A 16,884-nucleotide genomic window follows, 5' to 3' on the forward strand; every position below is an offset into this window, starting at 1 on the left:
ACCCCCGGGTGGCGGGCGGCGGGCCCGCCGGCGAGGTCCGGCCGGGTGTGGTGTGGGGAAGCTTCACACCCGGCCGGCTCCCTTGACGGACTGCTGCGCCTTCCTCCGCAGCGGATCGGTTCGACCCGGCACGTCGGATGCGAAACACGCGAGGAGAGACGACTCATGCAGGTCCCCGGCTTGGCGCATGCGCCGACTGCGGCCGCGCTGGCGGACGCGCCCACGGTCCCGGCGCACATGCTGCCGCACCGCACACCAGCTCAGCTGCTGACGATCGCCCGGCAAGGGCTGGTCGAGGCGGCGAATACCCGGCCGGACGGCCTGCGCTACGCGGCGGCACACCTGGCGGCCCTGCGCGCGGCCGCCGCGGTGCTCGCGGCGCGTGCCCGCCCGGCCGCACCGACCCGGCGCAGCCGCGTGACCAGTGTGTGGTCGCTGCTCGTGCTGGTGTCGCCGGAATTCAACGACTGGGCCACCTATTTCGCGCTCGGTGCCGGCAAACGTGCCGCCGCCGAGGCCGGCATTCCACGAGTGGTGAGCACCCGTGAGGCGGACGACCTTTTGCGGGCGGCCGAGCAGTTCGTGACCGTGGTCGAGGCGGCGCTGGGTCTGAGCTACCAACCACACCTGGCTGCCTGACCGTCGGCATTGTTTTACCGCTTACGTGACGCCGGTATACGGCGATTTGGGCCGTGGTGGAGTGACAGAGCGGGGCAACAACTATGGCCGGACGCATGACAAACAGTGCGGCCGCCCTGGCTGAACTGGTTCGGGCGGCGGGCGACACGGACGAACCCGGGGTGCACCGGGTGCTTCCGGTGGCGCCGGAACTGAGTGGGCTGCTGCCCAGCCGAGGGCTGCGGCGGGGGAGCACGGTCGCGGTGGCCACCGGGCGGGAGGCGCCGGCCAGCGGCGGGACGTCTCTGCTGCTGGCGCTGCTGGCCGAGGCTTCGCGGTCGGGGTCCTGGTGCGCGGTGGTCGGGGTGCCCTCGCTGGGTGCCCTCGCCGCGGCGGAGAGCGGGATCGCCCTGGACCGGCTGGCGCTCGTGCCGAATCCGGGGCCGGAGTGGCCTACCGTCGTGGCCGCGCTGATCGACGGGGTGGACCTCGTGGTCACGGCCGTGCCGGGGCCCATCTCGGCGTCCATCACCAGCCGGCTCGTGGCCCGGGCCCGGCAGCGCGGCAGCGTGCTGGTGCCGTTCGGCCGGTGGGACGGCGCCGACGTCACCCTGCGCGTCGTCGACGGCCACTGGGAGGGGCTGGGCGCCGGCCACGGGCGGCTGCGGCGGCGTGAGGTGACCGTTCTGGCGCGCGGGCGGGGTGCGGCGGCCCGCCCCAAAGAGCTCACCATGTGGCTGCCGGGCGTGACGGTCCGGCAGATCCCGCCGCCGGCCCCCACCGCCGCCGGCCCGGGCTCGCCGGCCCGGCCGACGACCACCGGCGAGAAGCCGCGGCCGGTCGCCGGCGAGAGGCCGCTGGAGGCGCCGGCCTGGCCTGGTTCGATCCCGGAACCCACGCCGGCGATTCCCGATGCCGATCCCGCGGCCTCTCCGCGGCCCCTCCGCGTCGTCTCGGCCACCGGCACTGGCTCGCGGGCGTTGAGCTCGGTGCCCTCGCCCGCTGGTTCGGGGCTGGCCCTGGCGGGTGGGGGCGCGCGGCGGAAAGGGCGTCGGCGCAAGGGAAAAGCCGAGCCGGGACGTGCCGGATCGGCGACCTCACTGCTGGAAGGTCTGCCGAGCAATGCGATCGGAACTGGCGGTAAGAGTCCGGTGGTGAGGGCGGGCCAGGACAGCTTGGCCGGGGGCGGCGAGGACGGTTCGGCGGGCGGCTTGGCGGGCGGCGAGGACGGCTTGGCGGGCGGCGAGGACGGTTCGGCGGGCGGCGAGGACGGTTCGGCGGGCGGCGAGGACGGTTCGGCGGGCGGCGAGGGCGGCTTGGCCGGGGGTAGCCCGGCGGTGGGGGGCTAGCCGTGGCTGCTGGTGTGCGGACTCTCCTGCTCTGGTGCCCGGACTGGGCGGTCACCGCGGCGGAGATTGTCGACGGGGTGCCGGGGGCGGAGGCGGTTGTCGTGTTGCGCGGCAATCGGGTGGTTGCCTGTTCGGAGGCGGCGCGGCGGGAAGGCGTACGGAAAGGGCTGCGGCGCCGGGAAGCGCAGAGCCGGTGCCCGCAGCTGATCGTGGTGGAGGACGACCCGGCTCGGGACGCGCGGGCCTTCGAGCCGGTGGTGGCCGCGGTGGAAGAGGTCGCGGTCGGGGTCGAGGTCATCCGGCCGGGGGAGTGCGCGCTCGCGGCGAAAGGGCCGGCGCGGTATTTCGGTGGGGAGGAGGCCGCGGCGGAACGGATCGTGGAGCACGTCGCCGAGGCCTGTGCGGTGGAAAGTCAGGTGGGGGTCGCCGACGGGGTGTTCGCGGCGGGGCTGGCGGCTCGGGACGGGCTGCTGATTCCGCCGGGGGAGACCGGCGCGTTTCTCGGTGGCATTCCGATCGAGGTGATCGAGCGGCCCGAGCTGGTCGATCTGCTGAAGCGGCTGGGAATCAAGACGCTGGGGGAGTTCGCGCGGCTGCCACCGGGGGACGTGCTGACGCGGTTCGGGTTTGACGGGGCGCTCGCGCACCGGCTCGCGGCGGGGCGCGATCATCGGCCGCTCGCGGTGCGTAAGCCGCCGCCGGACCTCGATGTCGCCGAGACCTATGACGAGCCGCTCGAGCGGGTGGACGTGGCGGCGTTCGCGGGGCGGGTGCTCGCCGAGAAACTGCACGAAAGGCTTGCGGCGTACGGGCTGGCCTGCACCCGTCTCGGCATCGAAGCGGTCACCGCGGACGGGCAGGAACTGCACCGGGTCTGGCGGCACGACGGCACACTGACCGCGGCGGCCATCGCGGAGCGGGTGCGCTGGCAGATGGACGGGTGGCTGACCGGGGCGCGCCGCGGGGCGGAGGCCCGGCCCACCGCGGGGCTGGTGCGGTTGCGGCTGGTCCCGGACGGCGTGATCGTCCATCTCGGACTCCAGCCGGGCCTCTGGGGGGATGCGGGAGCCGAACGGGAGCGCGCCCATCGGGCCTTCAGCCGGGTGCAGGGCCTGCTCGGCCCGGAGGCGGTGGTCACACCGGTGCTGGGCGGTGGGCGTTCGGCCGACGACCAGGTGCGGCTGGTGCCGTGGGGGGACGAACGCGAGCCCTGGGCGCCGGCGGCGGTACACGACGAGCCGGTGCCCGACGTGGCGGTGACGGCGCTTTTGTCCCGGGCGAGCGAGCCGATTCGGCTGGTGGAGAGGAGGCATGAGCAGGCTTCGCGGGTGGGGGCGGGCGACGAACGTACGGGGGACGGGTCTGTGGTTTGGCTGCCGGTGCCCGAGGCAGCGCCGGACGACGAAGAAGTAGTGACGGTCGTCGCGGTGCGGCCGGGGAAGCGGCGGCGAGCGAGTAAGCCGCCGCCCGCCCTGCCGCCCTGGCCCGGACGGCTGCCCAAGCCCGCGCCCGCCGTCGTGCCCGTCGAACCGCTGCCCGCCGTGGTGCTCGACGCCGACGGGACGCCGGTGGGGGTCAGCGCGCGCCTCGAACTGACCGGTGACCCGGCGGCGCTGGTGGTGGAACGGGCGCAGCCGATCGAGATTCGCGGGTGGGCCGGGCCGTGGCCGGTGGACGAGCGCTGGTGGGCGCCGGACGAGGCGCGGCGGCGGGCCCGGTTCCAGGTTGCCCTGGTGGACGGGCGGGCGTTGTTGCTGGCCTTGGCCGGCGGGCACTGGGTCGTGGAGGCGATTTATGACTGAGGTGTGCGATGAGCTTTCATAACCCGAAGATGTCCTGGTCGGAGCTGGAGCACACGTTGTCCGGCAAGAAGTACGTGGTCGATCCGGTCGCGGCCGACGCGGACGGGGGTGATTCGCCGGCCTGGAGCCGGAAACGGCAGCCGTATCAGGCGCCCTCGCTCGTGCGGCGGGAGAAGACCACGCCGTACGCCGAATTGCACTGCCACACCAATTTCAGCTTCCTCGACGGGGCGAGTCATCCGGAGGAACTCGCCGAGGAGGCCGCGCGGCTGGGACTGAACGCGCTCGCCGTCACCGACCACGACGGCTTCTACGGGGTGGTCCGTTTCTCGCAGGCCGCCCGCGAACTGGGCATGCCGACGATATTCGGGGCCGAACTATCGCTCGATCTGAGCAAACCGCAGAACGGGGAAGCCGATCCGGAAGGGCGGCACCTGCTGGCCCTCGCCCACGGGCACGAAGGCTACGCACGGCTCGCCCGGGTCATTTCGCGTGCTCAACTGGCGGGCGGCGAGAAGGGCAAACCGGCGTACGGGGAATTGGAGGACATCGCCGCCGAGCTGAAGGACCACGTGCTGGTGCTGACCGGCTGCCGCAAAGGCAGCGTGCCGAAGGCGCTGGCGCGCGACGGGATCGCGGCCGCCGCGTACGAATTGGATCGGCTGGTCGCGCTGTTCGGCAAGCCGAATGTGGCGGTCGAGCTCACCGCGCACGGCGACCCGTACGACGACGACCGCAACGACGCGCTTTTCCAGCTCGCCGAAAGCCGTGGCCTGGAAGTGGTCGCCACCAACAATGTGCACTACGCGAATCCGGCGCGGCGCCGGCTGGCCACCGCTCTTGCGGCGGTACGCGCCCGGCGCAGTCTCGACGACATCGACGGCTGGCTGCCCGCGGCCGGCACCGCCCACCTGCGTAGCGGGGAGGAAATGGCGCGGCGGTTCGCGGCCTATCCGGGTGCGGTGGACGCGGCGGCGATGTTCGGGGAGGACCTCGCCTTCGACCTGAATCTGGTGGCGCCGAAACTGCCGGACTTCCCCATTCCGCCGGGGCACACCGAGATGAGCTGGCTGCGCGAACTGACCATGCGCGGGGCGCTGGCGCGGTACGGGCCGCCGGAAGCGCACCCGCGGGCGTACGAGCAGCTCGAATACGAATTGCAGATGATCGAGGCGCTGGGCTTTCCCGGCTATTTCCTGGTGGTCTGGGACATCGTCGAGTTCTGCCGCCGGAAGAACATCTACGCCCAGGGACGCGGATCGGCGGCGAATTCGGCGGTCTGCTACGCGCTGTTCATCACCAATGTGGACGCGGTCGCGCACAATCTGCTGTTCGAGCGGTTCCTCGCGCCGGAACGGGACGGGCCGCCGGACATCGACGTGGACATCGAATCCGACCGGCGCGAGGAGGTCATTCAGCACGTGTACAAGCTGCACGGACGGGAGCACACGGCCCAGGTGGCGAACGTCATCTCGTATCGGCCGCGGTCCGCCGTGCGGGACATGGCCAAGGCGTTCGGATTCTCGCCGGGGCAGCAGGACGCGTGGAGCAAGCAGATCGACCGGTGGGGCAGCGTCGCGGCGGTCGAGATGGACGACGTTCCGGCGCAGGTGGTGTCGTTCGCGAACGAGGTGCAGAACTTTCCCCGGCATCTCGGCATCCATTCCGGTGGGATGGTGATCTGCGACCGGCCGATCATCGAGGTGTGCCCGGTGGAATGGGGGCGGATGCCCGGGCGCACGGTGCTGCAATGGGACAAGGACGACTGCGCGGCCATCGAGCTGGTCAAATTCGATCTGCTCGGCTTGGGGATGCTGTCCGCGCTGCGTTATGCGTACGACATGATCGAGTCTGATTTGGATATCAGCTCGATGGACCTCACCGACAAAGAGGTCTACGACATGCTCTGCCGGGCCGACTCGGTCGGGGTGTTTCAGGTGGAGAGTCGCGCGCAGATGGCGACGCTGCCCCGGCTCAAGCCTCGAGTGTTCTACGACCTGGTGGTCGAGGTGGCGCTGATCCGGCCGGGGCCCATTCAGGGCGGGTCGGTTCACCCATTTATAAGGCGAAAAAACGGGCTCGAGAAGCCGACCGTGCCGCATCCGCTCATGGCCAACGCCCTGGGCAAGACCCTGGGAGTGCCGCTCTTCCAGGAACAACTCATGCAGCTCGCGATCGACGTGGCCGGCTTCAACCCAGCCGAGGCCGATCAGCTCCGCCGTGCCATGGGATCGAAGCGGTCGGTCGAGAAGATGGAACGGATCAAGGAACGGCTCTACCAGGGAATGGCTTCGAACGGGATCACCGGGGAGCTCGCGGACGACCTCTTCCGCAAACTCTCCGCCTTCGCCAGCTACGGTTTCCCGGAAAGCCACGCGATGAGCTTCGCCTATCTCGTGTACGCCAGCGCGTGGCTCAAGCGATACCACCCGGCGGCCTTTTGCGCGGCCCTGCTGAACGCCCAGCCGATGGGTTTCTACTCGCCGCAGTCCCTGGTCGACGACGCGCGCCGGCACGGGGTCGAGGTGCGCCGGCCGGACATCAACCTCAGCGACGCGAAAGCCACCCTCGAATCAACCACGACGACCAGGTGGGGGGCACTGCCCGGCGAGCCGCCGCACGCCTGGGGACTCGGTGGTCCGGCGGTGCGTCAAGGTCTTTCCAGCGTGCGTACGCTGGGTGACGAGCTCGCCGAACGCATCGAGGCGGAGAGGCGCGCGCACGGGCCGTACGCGGGCATGACCGACCTGTCGAGGCGTACCGGATGCACCACCGCCCACCTGGAAGCGCTCGCCACCGCCGATGCCTTCGCGGGTTTCGGCCTTTCCCGGCGTGAGGCGTTGTGGGCCGCCGGAGCGGCCGCGCAGGACCGGCCGGACCGCCTGCCCGGCACGGTGACCGGGACGGCGGCGCCGATGCTGCCCGGAATGAGCGAAGTGGACGAACTGGTCGCGGACGTGTGGGCGACCGGGTTGTCGCCGGACACGCATCCGGCCCAGTTCATCCGCGCCGAGTTGGACAAGGCGGGGGCGTTGCCGATCGCTCGCCTGGGGCCGGTGGAGGCGGGGACCCGCATCCGGGTCGGCGGGATCGTCACCCATCGGCAGCGGCCGGCCACCGCCGGTGGGGTGACGTTCATCAATCTTGAGGACGAGACCGGGATGCTGAACGTGACCTGCTCACCAGGGTTGTGGCAGCGGTATCGGCGGGTGGCGCGGACGAGTTCGGCGCTGATCGTGCGAGGGCGGTTGGAGAAGGCGGAAGGGGTGCTGAATCTGGTGGCGGACCGGTTGGAGTCGGTGACACCGCCGGTGACGCCCGCTTCCCGCGACTTCCGGTGAAACAGCCGATCCGGAGCGGGTGCCGATACGCTGCGCGTGTGGATACCGCATCGACGCGCACGGCCCGACCGCTCGTGACCGCCCGCACCGCCGCCGTCTGGGCGGTGCTTCGCCGTGAGCTGGAAAAGCATGCCGACCGGTCACTCACCGTGCTCGACGTCGGTGGCGGAACGGGCGGGTTCGCGGTGCCGCTGGCCGAGGCCGGGCACACGGTCACCGTCGTGGACGCCAGCCCCGACGCGCTGGCGGCGCTGACCCGTCGCGCGGCGGACGCGGGCGTCGCGAAGCGGGTGAAGGCGATCCAGGGCGACGGCGACGCACTGGCCGGGCTGGTCGAGCCGGGCAGCGTCGACCTGATCCTGTGTCACGCGGTGCTCGAGGTGGTCGACAAGCCGGCCGACGTGGTCGCGGCGATCGCCACCGCGCTGCGTCCGGGCGGCACGCTGAGTCTGCTGGTCGCGGGCAAGGCGGCGGCGATCCTCGGCCGGGCGATCAACGGGCATCTGCGCTCGGCGGCGGCGATGGTCACCGATCCCGAGGGCCGGGCGGGCAGCCGCGACACGCTGCGCCGGCGCTACGACGTGGAGACCGCGGCGGCGCTGCTGAGCTCCGCGGGGCTCGAGGTCGAGCAGACCCATGGCGTACGCGTCCTGACCGACCTCCTGCCCGCGTCGGTGATCGAGGAGGACCCGCAGGGCCTGCTCGAGCTGGAGCTGCAGCTGGCCGCGCAGCCACCGTTCCGCGACATGGCGTCCCAGCTGCACGTCTTCGCCCGCCGCCGGTGATCGCCGGGCGGGCCGTCTAGCCCGTCCGCTCCGGCTCGGCCATGCGGCGAAGGGATGCTCTCGTTCCGCGGGATGCTCGCCCACGCGGCGCCTGGATGCTCTCGTTCCGCGGGATGCTCGCCCACGCGGCGCCTGGATGCTCTCGTTCCGCGGGATGCTCGCCCACGCGGCGCCCGGCGGCTCACGTTGTCGCGTCTTCCTGTGAGTCGGCACCCAATACCGTCCCCGCTTGCGGTCGACGGGGGCTCCTCTCGCCGTCTGGTGTTTAGTCTTCTGGCGTGGATTCTCCCGCTGTCTCGTCGAGTGCCGCTGCGTCCGGTGCCGCGCCCGCTACGGGCGACATTCCCGATATCTTCCCGCTGATCGGTGTGCCGGACGACGGCCTGCCGGCGGAGGCGTTCGCGCCGGTGCGGCCCGCCTATGGGTCGGGGAGTCTCGCCGATCTTCTGCCCAGTCTGTCGGCGGTGCTGGGGGTGCCGGGGACGGCCGACGTCATCGGGATCGGGCAGCACCTCGACGGGGTCGACCGGGTGGGTGTGCTGCTGGTGGACGGGCTCGGGGCGTACCAGCTGGGGCTTGCCTCGTCCCATGCCCCGGTGCTCGCCGATCTCGCGGCCGGCGGTGGCGGCTTCGCCGGGCGGCTGACCTCGGGGTTCCCGTCGACGACGCCGGTGAGTCTGGTGACCTTGGGGACCGGGGTGACGCCCGGGGCGCACGGGGTGCTCGGTTTCAGCGTGCGGCAGCCGGACGGGCGGGTGCTCAACCACATCTTCTGGGGCAATGACCCTGATCCGTTGCTGTGGCAGCCGGTCCCGACGAGGTTTTCCACAGCCGCGGATGCCGGGGTTGCGGTCACCGTCGTGACCAGGCCAGAGTTTGAGGGCAGTGGGCTGACCGTCTCGGCCAACCGCGGTGCGGTGTTCGTCGGGGCGTCGGAGGGGGCCGAGGTCGCCGAGCGGATGCTGGCCGCGTTGTCGGCGGGGGGTCCGGCACTGGTGTACGGATACTTCCGCGACCTCGACCGCGCCGGCCATGAGGACGGTGTCAACGCGCCCACCTGGCAGACGGCCGCCCGCGACGTGAACGCGGTGCTCGACCGGCTGGTGCACGGGCTCCCGCCGCGATCGGCGCTGCTCGTCGTGGCCGATCACGGCCAGATGAACATCCCGCCGGCCGGGCATTTCGACATGGCCGACATTCCGGAGCTGCGAGAGGGGGTGGCCGGGGTCGCCGGCGAGCCCCGGGTGCGCTATCTCTATTGCGCGGACGGCGCCCGCGACGACGTGATGGCGACCTGGCGCGGGGTTTTCCAGGACAGGGCCTGGGTGCGTACGCGTGAGCAGGTCATCGACGAGGGCTGGTTCGGTGCGGTGCCCACCGAGCACCGCGACCGTATCGGCGAGATCGTCGTGATGTGCCAGGGACGCACGGTGGCGCTGGCCACCGGGTGGGAGCCGCCGGTGGTGGCGTCGCTGGTCGCCCACCACGGCTCGGTGACCGCCGCCGAGATGACGATTCCGCTGCTGCTGGCGCGCTGACCGCGCCGCGCTCGTCCGCCGCGAGCGCCAGCAGGTGAAGCCGTTGCCCGGCGGGTGTCGGCCAGGCGATGCCGCTGCGGCGCGAGTGCCGGCCGGGTGATGGCGTTGCGGCGCGAGTGCCGGCCGGGTGATGCCGTCGCGGCGGGTGCGTGGGCCCGGGAAATGTCAGAGGGGCGGGTTAGCCTCACGGGCGTGGGACGCAGCCAAGCGGTGCCTCGGGAGCGTGACCCGCGCTTCGGGCCGGATGCCGACGACGCGGGGTGCACGATTCTGCACGTCGACATGGATGCGTTCTTCGCGTCGGTCGCGGTTCGGGATCGGCCCGAGCTGCGCGGCAAGCCGGTCGTGGTGGGCGGGGTGGGGCCGCGCGGGGTGGTCAGCTCGGCCAGTTATGAGGCGCGGCGCTTCGGCGTGCGCAGTGCGATGCCGACCGCCCGGGCCCGTGCGCTGTGTCCGCGGGCCGTCTTCCTGCCGGTTGACGGGGCGGCGGTCAGCGCGGCCTCGGCGGCCGTGATGGCGATCTTCCGGGATGTGACGCCGCTGGTCGAGCCGCTGTCCACCGATGAGGCGTTTCTCGACGTCGCGGGCGCGCAGCGGCTGCTCGGGCGGCCCGCCGAGATCGCCGCTGCGATCCGGGCGCGGATCGTCGCGGAGCAGGGGCTGACGTGTTCGGTCGGGGTGGCGCCCACCAAGTTCGTGGCCAAGCTCGGGTCGACCCGGGCCAAACCGGACGGGCTCGTCGTCGTACCGGGAGCTCTGGTTCTTGATTTTCTGCATCCGCTGCCGGTCGACGCGCTCTGGGGCGTGGGGGAGCGGGCGGCGGAGACGTTACGCCGGCTCGGGCTCGGCACGGTCGGGGAGATCGCGCGGGCGCCGCTGAGCATGCTCCGCGGCGCGCTCGGCGAGGCGGCCGCGACGCATCTGCACGAGCTGTCGTGGGGGCGGGATCCGCGGGGGGTGAGTCCGGAGCGGGAGGAGAAGTCGATCGGTGCCGAGATGACCTTCGACACCGACATCGGCGACCCGGAGATGATCAAGCGGAGCCTGCTCGCCCTGTCCGAGAAGGTGGGCGCGCGGCTGCGAGCGGCCGGGGTGGTCGGGCGTACGGTGGCGATCAAGGTCCGGCTGGCCGACTTCCGGACGATCAATCGATCTCGTACGGTCGGAGCCAGCACCGATGTGGCCCGTGAGATTTTCGAGATCTCGTGGGCGTTGTTCCGGGCGCTCGGCGCGCGCGACTACATTCGGCTCGTCGGCGTTCGTGTCGAGGGTCTCAGCGCGGCGTCGACCACATCGCGGCAGCTCACGCTCGGTGAGGCGGAGCATGGTTGGCGTGCGGCGGAGGCCGCGACCGACGCCATTGCCGCACGATTCGGGCGCGCAAGCGTGCGTCCGGCCAGTCTTTTGGGACAAAGTGATCTCCGTCGGACCGAAAATCACCCGCACTCGACGGTCGTCCCGCTTTCCGACCCGGCAAGCCCCTCGTAGACTTGCTCGGTAAGGCAGCCCGACGGCTGTCCCGCGCCACTTACCTTGCTTCACCCCGACCCCGCCCTGGGGGCCGGGTGGGTTTCATCAACGATGCGCCCGGGGAGGAATGCCGTGCCGCTCTCGGAGCACGAGCAGCGGCTGTTCGATCAGATCGAGCGGTCGCTTGCCGAGGACCCCAAATTCGCCTCGGCAGTGCGGGCCAACGACCCGCGTTTCCACGCACGGCGCCGGCTCCTCGTCGCCGCCTTCGTGATCATCCTTGGTCTCGGACTGGTCGTCTACGGGACGGTGAGTAGCAACACGATCCTCGGCGTGGCCGGCTTCATCGTGATGCTGGGCTCCGCAGCCTTCGCGATGCAGTCCCGCCGTCGCGGCCATGCACCCGACTTGCGCGCCGTGGGTGGCACCGCTACCCGTCGCACCCGTCAACAGACCCGCAAGGGCGGTCTGCTCGATCGCCTCGAGGACCGCTGGCGTCAGCGCCCGGAGGGGCATCGCTGACCGGCACCGCAAGGCGCCGGTCGGCCTTGTCGGTTATTTCGGGGCGGGCCAGGCGTCCAGGACCTCCGCGTGGCGCAAACCGCCGGCCTCGGCGATCAGCTCGACCCAGGCCGCGCACTCCGGAACCGTGTTGAGCAGCCGGGCGCCCTCCTCGGCCTCCTCGCGGCTGCGCCACAGCAAGAGATCGATCCAGGTGCCGTCCTCGTCCTTGGTCAGGTAAGCGGCCAGACACCCGGGGAAGCGAGCCCGCAACGCGGCCAGCATCGCGGGCCGGTCGGCGACGAGCTTGCCTTCGGCGTCATCGCGCACCGTGAACCGCGCAAACTCCATGGTCATGGTCATGCCGCGACTGTATCGCCGACCAATCCACCGCCCCGCCAAGACGCGGCCGGTGCCGCCTCCCCGGCGGGGAGGCGGCACCCGCGTCAGCGGTTCCGGTGCGGGAGCAGGCGCCGAGGGCTGAAGCGGGCCAGCTTCTCGCCGAAGCGGCCGCCCGCGGCCATCAACCGCGTGTTTCCCTCGGCCAGCGCCAACCGCCAGCGCAGCAGCACCGACGGCGGCATGATGACCGCGGCGATCCTGGTCCTGCGGTTCGCGGAGCGGGCCAGCCCCTTCCGCACCTGGGTCAGCGCCGACGTCAGCTCGGCACCCTGCAACGGCTTACGGGCGTATCGCGCCCGCTCCTCGGCCGACCCCAGCAACGTGGCGCCCTCGGCGGGCGACGTCTGCAGGATCGCGTCCTTGATGAGGCGTTGAGCCGTCACCCGGGGCGTCTCGGACGGATCGACCGGGATGCGGAAGTCGGTCATCGTGTCCAGGAGTTCGTCCCAGGCCGCGTGGGCGTCCTCGCGAGCCCGGGTGGACGTCGCCGTCACCACCAGGTCCGGAGCGCCCGCCGACGAGACCACCGCCGGTGGCGCCGACGGTGCCGTCGCGGCGTGCCGGCGGCGTCGCACCAGGAGCCGGCGCAACGCCGGTACCAGGAGCAGGGCGAGGATCAGAGCCGCGATGCCGACCGACCACAGGCCTTTCGTCGAGGTGACCTCGGCACCCGTGCCACCCAGGTCGCTGCCGCCCAGATCGCCCTGACCGCGTTGCGGCAGGTCGCCCGCGCTCGGGCCGCCGGACGGCACCGCGCCGGGCAGCGCACCAGCCGTCGGACCGGTGGCGGCCGGCGTGGGAGCGTCCACGTCCGGTGCGTACGCCGCGCGCGACGAACCCACCACCCCGGACGCCGGTGTGGCGTCGAACGGCACCCAGCCGAACCCGTCGAAGTAGACCTCGGTCCAGGCGTGAGCGTTGCGGTTGGTGAGCGTGTACGTCGTCCCGTCGCGGTCGTTGCCCTTGGTGAAGCCGAACGCCACCCGCGCCGGAATGCCGGCCTCGCGCACCATCCAGGCCAGCGCCGCCGCGTACTGCTGGCAGTAGCCGACCTTGTTCTGCAGGAAGGACGCGATCTCCGAGCTGCTGCCCGCCGGCTGCGTCGTCAGGCTGTAGCTGAAGCCGTTGTCCTTGGCGAAGTAGTTGTACAGCGCCCGCACCTTGTCGTACGGATTGCGGATGTTCGCGGTCAGCCTCTTGACCAGGTTGTCCACCGTCGCGTCCGGCGGCGTCGCCGTGTACGCGTTGAGCAGCGGGCTGCCGTCGGGCAGCGGCGGCGACTGCCGCAGCAGCTGTGGCGAGTACTGCGCCCGCACGTAGTCGAAGGAGTACTTCTTGCCCTTCGTCGTGTTGCGGGTCGAGTAGATCACCTGCTGGTTGCGGTCGAAGCTCCAGCCGCCGCCGGCGTCGTTGACCTTCACCGTGTTGCTGTAGACCGGCAGCATGTTCTGCCGCAGGTTGTCGCTGACCTCGACGGTGGCGTGGTATTGCGGGTACCGCACGTCGGGGTTGACGCGCGGGTCGGGCAGGCCCCGGTCGAGCGGCTGGCCGCTCGGCGGGCGGCTGCCGAAGCCCTGCGTGGTGAGCTGGTCGGCGACCCCGAAACGCAGATAGTACGGATCGGGGTCGTTGGTGGTGACCTTGACCAGGTCGGTGACGCCGGTCTGGGTGAGCTGGCCGCTGAGCGCCGCGAACAGGTTGATCCGGCCGCCCCCGCCGGCGCCGGTGCCGTTCTGGCTGATCCCCGAGCCGCTCTGGGTGAGCTGCGAGAGGAGCCCGCCGCTGATCGTCGGGACGAGCAACGGCAGCAGCACCGCGGCGGCCACGCCGATCACGCCGAGCCGCCGGCCCGCCGCCGCGAGCGGGGACGGTTCCCACACGTCGACATCCCGGCCGTCGCCGGTGAAGCGGCGCCCGAACCGGCGTACGCGATCCACGTGGTCGGAGACCAGGAGCCAGAGGAAACCGAAGGCGCCGATGATGAACGGCAGCACCGGCACGTCGTCGACGTACACCGCGACCGGAACCGAGTAGATCGCCAGCATCGGGAGGCCCGCCAGGGCCGGCCGGCGCGCCACCACGGTGAGCAGGTCGACCGCGATGGCGACCGCCCCGATGCCGAGGACCGTGACGAAGAGCAGGCCCTGCCGGTCGGGCACCGGGACCGCGTACTGCCGGGTGTCCTGCCCGGCCTGGGTGAAAAGATCACCGAAGTGCTCGAACGTGCGCGGGGTGGGGATCAGCACCTCGTGGCCGCTGGGGAACATCCAGGTGAGGGCGAGCAGCAGCACCACGATCATGCTGAGTGCCTGCGCCCAGACCGGGAACCGCAGCGTGCGGGCACCGAGCGCGGCGCCGGCGACGAAGCCGACCGCCAGGATGCACTGGGCCAGCCACGTCCACGACTCGAAGATCGACGAGATCGGGGCGGCGGCGAGCAGTGTCGAACCCGCCGCGATCAGTCCGAGACGACGCCGGCCGGTCATCGGATCACCCCGCTCACCGTCTCGGCCATCGCCGCACGCCACGCGAAACCGCTGGAGCCGCGTGCCGCGGCCGGCCAGAGCGCGGGCAGCGTCGCCCCGTGCGTGACCGGCACCGAACGCCAGCCGCTGTGGACCAGCGCGAGCGCGGCGGCGGCATGCTCGGAGTCCGAGTCCTGCCGGTCGCCGGGCGGCATCGAGACCCAGGTGGCGCTGTCGATGGCGAACCCGATGCAGGTGGCACCGTTGCCGCGCAGCCCGGCCAGCAACTGCGCCTCGGCGGTGGTGAGCGAGCCGAACACGCCGATCACCAGGCCGCCGTCGGAACGCCGCCGCACCTGCTCGACCAGCACCGAGATGTCGCCAGTGCTCTGTGTCCGCACGTCGGCCAGCGCGTCCAGCACGATGGTCTCGGCGGTGCCCTCGGTGGTGTCGATGTCCAGCCCCGAGCCGGTGACCAGGCGCAACTTGTATCCCGCCTGGCTCAGGTGCATCGCGATGCTGGCCGCGGCCGACACCGCCCACTCGAAGCTGGCGGTGGGGCCCTCGCCGCGATGCGCGGACGCCCGGTCGTCGAGGACCACCGTGGCCCGGCTCTCCCAGGGCTGCTCCTCACGGCGCACCATGAGCTCGCCGGTGCGGGCCGTGGACCGCCAGTGCACCCGGCGCAGGTCGTCGCCGCGCCGGTACTCCCGGGTCGCCGCGTCGTCCTCGCCGTGCACCGCGACCGAGCGGGCACGGCTGTCCCCGGTGCCCGCGTACTCCCCGGCGAGCCGCACCGTGGGCAGCGGATGCACCTGCGGGACCACGGTGAGGCGGTCGATGCTGGGGAACGAGCGGGTCAGCTCGCACAGGCCGAACGGGTCGGTGAGGCGGACCACCAGGGGACCGATCGGATACCGGCCCCGCACGTCGGCCCGCACCGTGTACGCCACGGAACTGGCCTGATGTGCCCCCAGCCGCTCCAGCACCACCCGTGGGCGACTCCCCAAGGCGTACGGGAGACGGTCTTCCAAAAGCAGCGTGCCGGTGGGCAGCCGGGACATGTTCTGCAGGCGCAGGATGACCCGCGCGCTGGAGCCGACCGCGGCCCGGCCGGGCTCCAGCGAACGGGTGCAGGCCAGCTTGTACCGGCTGCGCCCGACGTAGGCGGCGGCGAGCAACGGCAGCGCCGCCAGCAGGATCGCCACCCGGAGCAGGTCGCGCTCGCCCAGGATGAACGCGGAGACGCCGGCCGCCGCGGCCGCCGCCAGGAAGGACCGGCCACGCGTGGTCAATCCCCGCAAGGCCTCCCGCATGTCAGCGCCCCCGTGACTCGTACTGGGCGCCGCCGGTGTTGCGGGTGTCGTACGGCGAACGGCTGCGCTCGTGCGGCAACGGCAGCCGGTGCACGATCTCGGCCACGATGGCGTCGGTGGTGCGCCGGTTCAGCTGCGCGTCCGCGGTCGGGATGATGCGGTGCGCGAGGACCGGCACGGCCAGCGCCTGCAGGTCGTCCGGCAGCACGTAGTCGCGGCCCTCCAGCGCGGCCACCGCCTTCGCGGTGCGGATGAGCTGAAGCGTCGACCGCGGCGAGCCGCCGAGACGGATCTCCGGCGCCTCGCGGGTCGCGGTGACCAGCGCGATCGCGTACTGCTGGACGGCGTCGGCCGCGTGCACGTCGCGGACCGCGGCGATCATCCGGCGGACCAGCGCGGCGTCGGCCACCGCGCGCAGGTCGTTCAGCGGGTCGTGGGCACCGTGCCCGGTCAGCATGGCCAGCTCGGCCCGCGGGTCCGGGTAACCCATCGCGATACGGGCGGTGAACCGGTCGCGCTGCGCCTCGGGCAGCGGATAGGTCCCCTCCATCTCGATCGGGTTCTGGGTGGCGATCACCATGAACGGCGACTGCAGCTCATAGGTCGTGCCGTCGACCGTGACCTGCCGCTCCTCCATGGATTCGAGAAGGGCGGACTGGGTCTTGGGCGACGCGCGGTTGATCTCGTCGCCGACCACCAGGTTGGCGAAGACGGCTCCGGGCTTGAACTCGAAGTCGCGCGTCTCCTGGTTGTAGACGCTGACGCCGGTCACGTCGCTGGGCAGCAGGTCGGGGGTGAACTGGATCCGGCGCACCGAACAGTCGATCGACCGCGCCAGCGCCTTGGCCAGCTTGGTCTTGCCGACGCCCGGCACGTCCTCGATCAGCAGGTGGCCCTCGGCCAGCAGGACGGCCAGCGCCAGCCGGACCGTCGCGCTCTTGCCCTCGATGACCTGTTCGATGTTGGCCATGATGGCCTGCGTCGCGGCGCGAAAGTCCTCGGTCGGCATGGGTCCACCGGGCTCGTCCCAGGTCGGGGTTGTCACGGGCCTCCTCCAAGTCGTTCTCGCCGCTTCCGGCATGAGGCCGCAGAAGATCGGCGAAGTGCGGCTGCGCCGCCATCCCCCACAGGTTAGCCCGATCACAGCAAACCGCCGACCCGGGCGGCGATGAGCGTCAACCGGACACAAATATCAAACGGGTAAAGAATCAGACATCAGTCTAGTTATATTTCCCGATGCGCAAGAGCATCAGCCATTGACGGGTGTTCATCAAAACCCCTGGTCGAAAGGTGCTGA

Annotated in this window: 11 protein-coding genes and 1 pseudogene; 8 read left to right on the forward strand and 4 right to left on the reverse strand. The window is 71.6% G+C overall.

Annotation, left to right across the window (positions count from 1 at the left end; translation table 11 throughout):
- The first annotated feature begins 165 nt into the window (after positions 1-165).
- The 8 genes and pseudogenes from HH310_RS31965 to HH310_RS32000 all read left to right on the forward strand — a co-directional run bounded on the left by HH310_RS31965 (position 166) and on the right by HH310_RS32000 (position 11,425).
- Positions 166-639: an SAV_6107 family HEPN domain-containing protein gene (locus tag HH310_RS31965; RefSeq protein ID WP_169179439.1), complete on the forward strand. Its 474-nt coding sequence runs from the start codon at positions 166-168 to the stop codon at positions 637-639.
- An 83-nt stretch (positions 640-722) separates the two neighbouring features.
- Positions 723-1,368: pseudogene (locus tag HH310_RS31970) on the forward strand (hypothetical protein); the annotation flags it as partial.
- A gap of 613 nt (positions 1,369-1,981) precedes the next feature.
- Entirely contained in the window at positions 1,982-3,769 is a 1,788-nt protein-coding gene (locus tag HH310_RS31975) for a DNA polymerase Y family protein (protein ID WP_396027557.1), read from the forward strand.
- A gap of 8 nt (positions 3,770-3,777) precedes the next feature.
- Positions 3,778-7,110: an error-prone DNA polymerase gene (locus HH310_RS31980; protein ID WP_169179441.1), complete on the forward strand. Its 3,333-nt coding sequence runs from the start codon at positions 3,778-3,780 to the stop codon at positions 7,108-7,110.
- A gap of 38 nt (positions 7,111-7,148) precedes the next feature.
- Positions 7,149-7,895, forward strand: a complete 747-nt coding sequence (locus HH310_RS31985) for a methyltransferase domain-containing protein (protein ID WP_169179442.1) — start codon at positions 7,149-7,151, stop codon at positions 7,893-7,895.
- Between the two features lie 341 nt (positions 7,896-8,236).
- A complete protein-coding gene (locus tag HH310_RS31990) occupies positions 8,237-9,433 on the forward strand; it encodes an alkaline phosphatase family protein (RefSeq protein WP_396027558.1) in 1,197 nt (398 codons plus the stop codon).
- A 192-nt stretch (positions 9,434-9,625) separates the two neighbouring features.
- On the forward strand, positions 9,626-10,921 hold the full coding sequence (dinB, locus tag HH310_RS31995) for a DNA polymerase IV (RefSeq protein ID WP_169179443.1): 1,296 nt from the start codon (positions 9,626-9,628) through the stop codon (positions 10,919-10,921).
- A gap of 114 nt (positions 10,922-11,035) precedes the next feature.
- Entirely contained in the window at positions 11,036-11,425 is a 390-nt protein-coding gene (locus HH310_RS32000) for a DUF3040 domain-containing protein (protein WP_169179444.1), read from the forward strand.
- Between the two features lie 33 nt (positions 11,426-11,458).
- Here the strand turns inward: HH310_RS32000 and HH310_RS32005 are convergent, their stop codons facing one another.
- From HH310_RS32005 to HH310_RS32020, 4 genes are all read right to left on the reverse strand, one after another.
- Complete coding sequence (locus HH310_RS32005; protein ID WP_169179445.1) at positions 11,459-11,767, reverse strand: antibiotic biosynthesis monooxygenase; 309 nt, start codon at positions 11,765-11,767, stop codon at positions 11,459-11,461.
- 83 nt (positions 11,768-11,850) lie between these two features.
- A complete protein-coding gene (locus tag HH310_RS32010) occupies positions 11,851-14,292 on the reverse strand; it encodes a DUF3488 and transglutaminase-like domain-containing protein (RefSeq protein WP_169179446.1) in 2,442 nt (813 codons plus the stop codon).
- On the reverse strand, positions 14,289-15,587 hold the full coding sequence (locus HH310_RS32015) for a DUF58 domain-containing protein (protein ID WP_169179447.1): 1,299 nt from the start codon (positions 15,585-15,587) through the stop codon (positions 14,289-14,291). The genes HH310_RS32010 and HH310_RS32015 overlap by 4 nt, the downstream gene beginning before the upstream one ends.
- Before the next feature lies 1 nt (position 15,588).
- A complete protein-coding gene (locus HH310_RS32020) occupies positions 15,589-16,632 on the reverse strand; it encodes a MoxR family ATPase (protein ID WP_169179448.1) in 1,044 nt (347 codons plus the stop codon).
- Positions 16,633-16,884 lie beyond the last annotated feature (252 nt).

This window comes from Actinoplanes sp. TBRC 11911 (genome assembly GCF_012933445.1).
GTDB lineage: Bacteria > Actinomycetota > Actinomycetes > Mycobacteriales > Micromonosporaceae > Actinoplanes.